The organism is Mesorhizobium sp. M7A.F.Ca.CA.002.05.1.1, from assembly GCF_003998335.1.
Taxonomy (GTDB): domain Bacteria; phylum Pseudomonadota; class Alphaproteobacteria; order Rhizobiales; family Rhizobiaceae; genus Mesorhizobium.
In genome coordinates, this window is record NZ_RZQI01000218.1 from 1 (window position 1) to 7,646 (window position 7,646).

9 protein-coding genes are annotated in these 7,646 nt (G+C 57.7%); all 9 read right to left on the bottom strand.

The annotated features are described in order from the left end of the window. Nucleotides 1-157: 157 nt before the first annotated feature. Entirely contained in the window at nt 158-961 is an 804-nt protein-coding gene (locus EN939_RS13565) for an Effector protein NopP (protein WP_127268422.1), read from the bottom strand. A gap of 355 nt (nt 962-1,316) precedes the next feature. Then, nucleotides 1,317-2,354: an EscU/YscU/HrcU family type III secretion system export apparatus switch protein gene (locus tag EN939_RS13570; protein WP_127268423.1), complete on the bottom strand. Its 1,038-nt coding sequence runs from the start codon at nt 2,352-2,354 to the stop codon at nt 1,317-1,319. Continuing rightward, entirely contained in the window at nt 2,351-3,169 is an 819-nt protein-coding gene (gene sctT, locus EN939_RS13575) for a type III secretion system export apparatus subunit SctT (RefSeq protein WP_024505376.1), read from the bottom strand. The genes EN939_RS13570 and sctT overlap by 4 nt, the downstream gene beginning before the upstream one ends. 8 nt (nt 3,170-3,177) lie before the next feature. After that, nucleotides 3,178-3,426 (bottom strand): EscS/YscS/HrcS family type III secretion system export apparatus protein, encoded by a 249-nt coding sequence (locus EN939_RS13580; protein ID WP_081714428.1) that lies wholly within the window; start codon nt 3,424-3,426, stop codon nt 3,178-3,180. Nucleotides 3,427-3,455: 29 nt separating this feature from the next. Next, nucleotides 3,456-4,121, bottom strand: a complete 666-nt coding sequence (gene sctR, locus EN939_RS13585; RefSeq protein ID WP_029354851.1) for a type III secretion system export apparatus subunit SctR — start codon at nt 4,119-4,121, stop codon at nt 3,456-3,458. Next, nucleotides 4,114-5,142: a type III secretion system cytoplasmic ring protein SctQ gene (sctQ, locus tag EN939_RS13590; protein WP_095769044.1), complete on the bottom strand. Its 1,029-nt coding sequence runs from the start codon at nt 5,140-5,142 to the stop codon at nt 4,114-4,116. The genes sctR and sctQ overlap by 8 nt, the downstream gene beginning before the upstream one ends. Nucleotides 5,143-5,231: 89 nt before the next feature. Further along, nucleotides 5,232-5,744 carry a hypothetical protein gene (locus tag EN939_RS13595; protein WP_032899688.1) on the bottom strand — a complete coding sequence of 171 codons (513 nt, stop codon included), beginning with the start codon at nt 5,742-5,744 and terminating at the stop codon, nt 5,232-5,234. Beyond that, nucleotides 5,720-7,078, bottom strand: coding sequence for a type III secretion system ATPase SctN (sctN, locus tag EN939_RS13600; RefSeq protein WP_024505372.1), 1,359 nt, complete (start codon nt 7,076-7,078; stop codon nt 5,720-5,722). The genes EN939_RS13595 and sctN overlap by 25 nt, the downstream gene beginning before the upstream one ends. Then, a partial coding sequence (gene sctL, locus EN939_RS13605; RefSeq protein WP_127268424.1) for a type III secretion system stator protein SctL occupies nt 7,075-7,646 on the bottom strand: 572 nt, incomplete at its 5' end. The genes sctL and sctN, both read right to left, overlap by 4 nt.

The window sequence follows — 7,646 nt, forward strand, 5'->3', positions numbered from 1 at the left end:
CACCCACGATGCGCATCCGCAGTTTATTGTCTGGGAGATGGGCTGGATTGCTCGGCGGCGCTGGCGCTAAGGCGGGGCTGTCGCCGGACAATTAGCATTCACTGCCAACAGCCTTGCAACCGTCACCAGTTGCAAGGCTCGGCGGCGGGTCGACAAATCACATGAAATCGTCGTCGGACCCGCTATCGCTGCTGTCGCTGTCCTCGGTTTTGTGGAGATAGAGTGGAGGTTTGCCTGCACGCTGCCACTCACCGGCACTGTTCTTCGTCCATTTGTCGGGATGCTGCGTAGGGTCAAGCACCAGGTCGCCATGATCCACTTCAACAAACCCCATCGTCTGCGCGCGCGCTTGTGCTTCCGGATTAGCCGCACGCCAATTCAGCAACGGTCGGTCGCCGTCTATCCGAAGTTGATGCTCCAGCAGAATATCGCCCGCATTTTCGACGAGCGGATGGGCGACTTGAAGATCCACTATGGAAGTGACCTCAGTTCGACCAGGAAATTGTTCCCGCCAACTTTCCGATTCGAACTCGTTCATGCTGAATCCGCCTTCCATTCTCAGCAGTCCGGCACTCCGGTCTCCCAATTGGTAACTGAAATATCGCGCGTGCTCCGTATCTCGACGGATGCCATATTGCTGAGCAACGTCCGCGGTGCGCCTGGCTCGTGACGATACGAACTCTGAATACTCTTGAGGATTGTCGGCGATGTGCGTGATTTCATCACCATGAAATTGCCTCACCTGTCTCCTGAAGGAAGTCCTGTTGATCTCCACCACAGGAGGTCGGGAATTGAGGGAGTATGCTTGGGGAGCCGCCGATGATGAGGCGCCGCTACCTTCCGATCCGGATAAGTGCATTCGGGCAAATGTGTCCGCGAACCCTTCGCTTCCTGCATCCGCTTGCTCGCCGGCATTATGCGCGCGGTAACTATCGGATGAGCCACCAATTCGACCATACATGACGATTCGTACTCCTATGTTTCGCAACCGAGCTCAAGTTAGCACGGCTGTTCAACATAGGGCGCTTAGTTGACGACTAGCTGACGAGGGCATTCCAACGGCTGCACCAATCAAATCCGTACTGCCGGCCTCAAAACCTCGGACTGCGCCACGCACCGGCCAGCAGAGGCTGCAAGGTCATGCCCGGAGGACTTGCCGTAGTTGCTGGGTGGCAGATCCGAGGGGAGTGATTGCCCCAGGCCCGCGGTTGCGCGGTTGGCCTGACAGAGACACTGGGGCACGGATGGCCAGCCGACATTTGCCACTAGCATGGAGCCAGGTCAGTTTTGAACTGGCAGTCGTGGACTTCCAATGACTAGGCCAAGCCTGCGGCAAAGAATGCTTTCGCGACAGGCTGGAAATATTGCATAGGAACCGCGTGGCCGAGTTTTGTAGTGCCTATCAGCTGACGCGCTAAGACATGGTCATGGACGATCGTCAGGCGTAGTGCCCGCGCCTCGCTCAACACATGTGAAACGCGCTCACCTTCGGCACGGCAAACTAAGAACGGCACCCCGGTTTCACCGCGAACGTAACGCAGACCGATCAGGACCGCCCTTCCTGTTAAGACCAGCGTGGCGCGTTGCACGCCAAGCGCAGGCTCGTCGGCCGCCTCCTCGCGGATGCGACGCTGTTCACCTTTCAACTCTGGCGCTCCTTGCTGATCCTTCGACTCGCGCGTCACTTCGGTATTGGTCATGCGCATTTCGCGCAGATACAACGCGCGCTGGAGCAGGAGATCGATCAGTCCGCCGACCAGCAGTGCGCCGGCGCCAATTCCCATCAGCAATTTTGTCTCCATAAAGATGAGGCCAACACAGCCCATGCCGCAGATCGGCAGAGGGACCATTGTCTTCCACATCCCGAGAAGGACAATGGAAAAGGTTGCGCTGAGAACCAATACCTTGAACATGGTCTTGCAGACTTCGACCATGGAACGAGCAGACCCCAAGCGCTTCAGCCCTTCAAAGGGGTCAATTTTCTTAAAGCTGAGCTTCATCGGCTCCAGAGAGAAGACAAATCCACCATTGGCTAGCAGGCTGGCCAAAATCACCGCGGCGACGAGGGTTCCAAGCAGCGGGCCAACAGCCGCGACGGTGAGTTGGACGAGCACAACCAATGCCTGCGGCACCGCGGTATCGAAAGGTAGGCTCTGCAACTTGGTGGCTAATAGGAGCGCTTCCCGGCATTTGTCCTCGATCACGCTGCCTCTTAGCCAAAGGTAGCCGAGCCCAGCGCAAGTCCCGACCGCGCGGACGAAATCGGAGCTACGTGGCAGCTGTCCTTTTTTGCGCGCTTCACTTAACTTCTTCGGGCTGGCGGCGTGTGTCTTCTCTTCACTTGTGTCGCTCATGGCAGCAATTTGTCGAACCACTCCAGCACGCCGTTGGCACGTGTGACCTCCAGTTTCATGCTCTCCACCAGATAGGCAGCGTAGGTGACCATGAGAACTGGAAAGACAATGTTCTTGATTGCCGGAGACAGTTGGCTCGCCTTAAATTGCGGGGCAAAGCGACGCAGCAGCATCATCGATATATCAATCAGTATCAGGAAGAACACGACAGGCCCCGATACCAATAATGCCGTGCGCATTATGCTGTCGAGAAGCCCCAACAACTCCATTGCTCCTGGCCCGCTCAGTGTCGGGTGAAACTGATACACCGGCCAGATCAAGTAGCTGCGGTACAGGACACTGATCAAAGTTTCCAGGCCTCCTGATCCGACGAATATGGCAATCGCAGTGATCCCCAGAAAAACGCCCATCGCGGAAGCCTGACTGTTCGTCGCGGGATCGGCCGAAGCGGTCGGGCTGCTGATGCCGCGTTGGTTGTCGATAAGCTCCCCGGCAGCCTGAAGGCCCCAAAGCGGAATGCCAAGAAAAGTGCCAAGGAGTACACCGACAAAAACTTCCTTGAATCCGAGCAGGGTTAGCTGGATCAGGCGTGTATCAGGATCCAGCGCCGGCAATCCGCCACTGACATGTGCCAGGCATGGTAGTGCGAAGCCAACAGCCAAACAGCCCCGGATCAGCCCACTGATCTGCGAGCGTGTGAATACGGGAAAGATCAGCATGATGCCCATCGCGCGGGCTGCCCCAAGACCTGCCGCAACGACGAGTTCGAGAGCCGTCTGGATCAGAATTTGAATATCGGCCGATGGCGCGTCCATGGGGCGGACTAGTAGCTAAGTGTCATTGCGGGAAACTCGGTGAAGATCTGATCGGCTAGCTCTATGAGCGGGGCGCTTAGCACAGGAGCAAACAGCCCAATCACCGCGACAACGACCAGAAGCTTCACGGTGAGCGGCAAGCTTTCATCCTGGATCTGCGTCGCCGCCTGGAGGATGCCGATGACGAGGCCGACAACCACTGATGCAATGAGCGGCGGTAGAATCCAGATCATGAAAACCACCAGTGATTGGCTCATAAGAGTAATGATGCTGGATTCAGTGATGATCAGCCTCCCGGTAACGTATAACTCAGCACAAGCCCATGCATCAATTTTGACCAACCATCAATGGCAACAAACAAGAAGATCTTGAACGGGACAGATATAACAGTTGGTGAGACCATCGACATGCCCATCGCCATCAAGATAGTTGTCACTATCAGATCTATAACAATAAAAGGCAGATAAAGTAGAAACCCTATCTCAAATCCACGCTTCAATTCCGATAGCAAGAAAGATGGTACAAGTATTGCAAAGTCATCAGGCGTGGCTGCAGCGTGCATTTCCTCTGGCCAGACCTTTTCTGTCGAAGATAGGAAAAATCGCCGCTGCTCTTCATTTGTGAATTTCTTGAGATGCTCGCGCAAGGGCTCACTTCCGGCTTTAGCGGCGCTTACCCAGTCGTCGAATGTCTGATAGTGGAGCTTGGGATCCGACATGCGGTCATAGGTCTGCTCAGCAACGGGCGCACTAACGAACATAGTGAGGATCATCGCCGCGGCGTACAGCACCACATTGGGTGGTATGGTCTGGGTCCCGAGCGCATTGCGGACGAGGAAAAGAACAATTGATACCTTTACAAAGGCCGTTGTCGTGGCAACTGCTAAAACCAGCAGACCGAGTCCGGCGGTAACCGCAAGAAGCGCCAGGATTGTCGGCTGAGCTTCACTCATTGCATGCAAACCCGCCACGCAGCCTGATGCCCAGCTCTTCTCCGATGCGGACAATGTCGCCACGCCCGATACGCTGACCATTGGCCACTATGTCGACCGGGCCGTCGATCGGCCATCCAAGTTCAAAAATATGCCCTTCGCCGGCACTTCTTAATTCCCCAAGAGAAATAGGCCAGCGGCCGCATTCAAAGACAAGCACGATCTCGACATCGTCGAGATCCTTAGTAAGCTCCAGTTGCGATCCGGGTTGTGTCATATGCGCACTCTCCAAAGGACACGGTCGCGGGCGGAAAGGCCCCCGCAAGATTAATTCATCGCCGTCAAGATCCGCCTCGGCGCACAACTGGCCGACAGCTAGGGTGATCTGGCCGCGGCCGAACGGCGCAATATCGGGCAACAATGCATCACCGACACATGCGCTTCGAAGAAGCGCCGCAGGAAGGCGAAGCGTGCCGACCTCTCCTGCAACAATGAGCGGGAGCTCTGGAGGCAGCCCGCCCAGCTGCCGCGGCAACTGGGCAAGCAGTTCGCCTAGCGCGCGAAACGCAGGCGGTACTAAGCCGTCAAGTGGCGTGAACAGGAATAGACGGCCCTTGCCCTTGACCGCGCCGAAAATGATGTCGAGTTCAAGATGAGGAGCCAGCATCGTGGCTTCGCATACCCGCACGAGTTGCACGTTCAGACGCGTCGTCTCCTCCAGTCGAGTGACAAGCGGCTCCAGAGCGAGTTCGAGAATTAGCGAAGCAGTTGGCTCGGAAGGGAAGGCCAAGCCGTTCTGCACTGTCGTGATGAACTCCTCTACGAGCGGGCGCGACAGTGACAAGATGACCGTTTCGGCTCCCACTCTCCAGACGCAGTCAAGCATCGGAATGGCAGCAGGTTCCTGCTGCCAGACAAGCCCTGCCGTTCGCACCGATAGCGGCACCTCGTTGATCCGGCTTTGAAACGGCGTGCGCGGCGCTGCTGTATCATTGAGCCACGAGACAACCGTGTGGGACAGTTTCAGAACTGGTTCGAACATGGCGGGTGTGACCGCAGCGCCTATCAAAGACTGCACGGTCGTGTCATTCGGACGACCTCTTGCGACCGTCGGATCCGGTTGCGCGGCATTTAGGCAAGCGACCCCCTCGCATATTTCAGCAGTATCTCATCGTCGGCCTCGATCTCGGCTGCGGCCTCCGAATGAGTCTCGACGGCGCGCCGCACGTCGTCCTCGATTTGTTGCCATTTGTCCCTTGCCGCCGAACATATGACCCATAGCTCCCTCGTCCTGGACGCCGCCATCTCAGCCTCCTCTTGAGCGATTTGGGTATCATCAAGCATCTGCCGTCTGGAATTGATCTCAGCGGCAAGTTGTTCAGTGTGAAGGCGGTGACGGTCGAGCGCTGCGCTAGACAAGTTGTCGAGTGACATCAGATGCTGATAGAGCGCTGCTTCTTTTCTTGAACAATGTTGCTGTATCATTGCAAGCTCCCTAGAGGCATTTTGTACGGCTGAGGCGGCCACATCGCGCTGGGCTTCCTTCTTGGACAGCTCGCCAAGGGCACGACGCTCTTGCATTTCCTTCAGAAGCCGTAACCTCGAAGACTGAATCCAGTTTACGCGGTCAGACGCGACATCCATGCGACCGTCTCCTCGAAATCTGACGCGTCATCTTCGCTCTGGCGCAGAAACTCCCTCAGTTCGTCGATTGACGCGACAGCCCGGTCAGTCAGGGGATCTCCACCTGGCTTGTATTCGCCAACATTGATCAAGAACTCGGTCTCGGCATAGCGCGACAGGAGCTCGCGGAAAATGGATGCTGCCTTGCGATGTGTCCCCGAAACGACTGCATCCATGACGCGGCTGCGACTCTGCAGCACATCAATAGCGGGGAAATGCGATCGCGCCGCAATAGCGCGTGAGAGGATGACATGGCCATCGAGAATACCACGCGATTCCTCGGCGATTGGATCACCCGTGCCATCACCCTCTACAAGCACCGTATAGAAGGCCGTGATTGAGCCCCGCTCACCCATGCCGGCGCGCTCGAGCAGGCCTGGCAGCATGCCAAAAACGGAAGGAGGAAAGCCCCGTCGCGTCGGCGGCTCACCCGCAGCAAGGCCTATTTCGCGCATAGCGCGGCAGAAGCGCGTCAGCGAATCCAGCATGAGAGCAACGCGTAGGCCTTGATCTCGGAAATATTCCGCGAGCGCAGTCGCCATCGGAGCGCATTGCGCACGCTCTACCGCCGAGCGGTCGGATGTTTCAACCACGACGACTGTACGGAGAAGGCCCTCTTCACCAAGATTCCTTTCGATGAATTCACGAACTTCCCGTCCACGTTCGCCTATGAGCGCCACTATGACGACGTCAGCGGCGGCACCCTTTACGATCTGTGACAACAGCGTCGACTTGCCACCACCTGGCTCGCCATAAATCCCGATCCGCTGGCCCTCGCCGCACGTCAGCAGACCATCGAGGACACGGACCCCAAGCGGGAATGGCCGCTCAATCATGCGCCTCGTCATCGGATTGGGGGCTCTGCCATGCAGGGGCCGAGTTTCGACGGTCTTGATTTCGCCTTTGCCGTCCAATGGGCGGCAACGACTGTCGATCACGCGACCGAGCAAATCGCCGCCGACGGGCACCTCACGCATTCGGCCAGTGGCCACGACCTCTGCGCGGCTGGATAGGCCCACCAAGTCCCCGATCGGTGTCAGCAATACACCATCACCCGACAGGCCGATCACCTCGGCCTCGAGCGACAGCCCGGTTCGCGGGTCCTCTAGGAGGCAAAGTTCCCCAATACGAGTGTCTGGCAAGACGGCATGAACCAGTGTGCCGATAGCCCGCGTGATCCGACCGCGCACCGCACGCGTGTCAATTCGCTTGGCCGCAGCCCTCAAAGACGAGATTGCTGGAACGAGAGCTCGAGTGTCGGCGTCAGCGTTATGTTCTGGGACGGGCTTTCTCATAGCTCGCCTTTCTCACAGAGCGTCCCGAAACCAAGGCGCAGCGCGCGCATCTGGGCGTCAAGTCCAAGGTCAACATTGCCGTACTCGCTCCACAGCACGCAGCGTTGCGGCGACAATGTCGGGTCGGGCTCGATCCGCACCCTTGGTCGACCATCCTGGCCGTCGCATCGAGCAAACTCTCGTGCAAGCATGTCGACTTGCATGGGAGAAACATGAAGGCAAACGTCGGCGCCGCTGTATTGACACTCTATGGCGTGACGAACAGCCCTCACCAATAGCTCGCCCGGATCGAAAGCGCCGATAAGATCGCTCAATATTTCCATCACGAGCTGCGGCAATTCCTGCTCCAGAGCCGCCTTTCGTCGCGCGATTTCGGAGATTGTCTCCGCAATCAACCCTGCCATCTCCTCGGTGCCTGCATTCGAGCCCTCCATGTGGCCGCGCGCCCACGCCCGCTGGTAAACCGCGCGTGCCCAGTTTCGAACGCGCTGCCGATGCCGTTCTGCCGCGGCAAGGGCTTGCGCGGCGCTGTGCCAGGTTTCGAGCTCGCTCGCGGGTATCAGTGGGC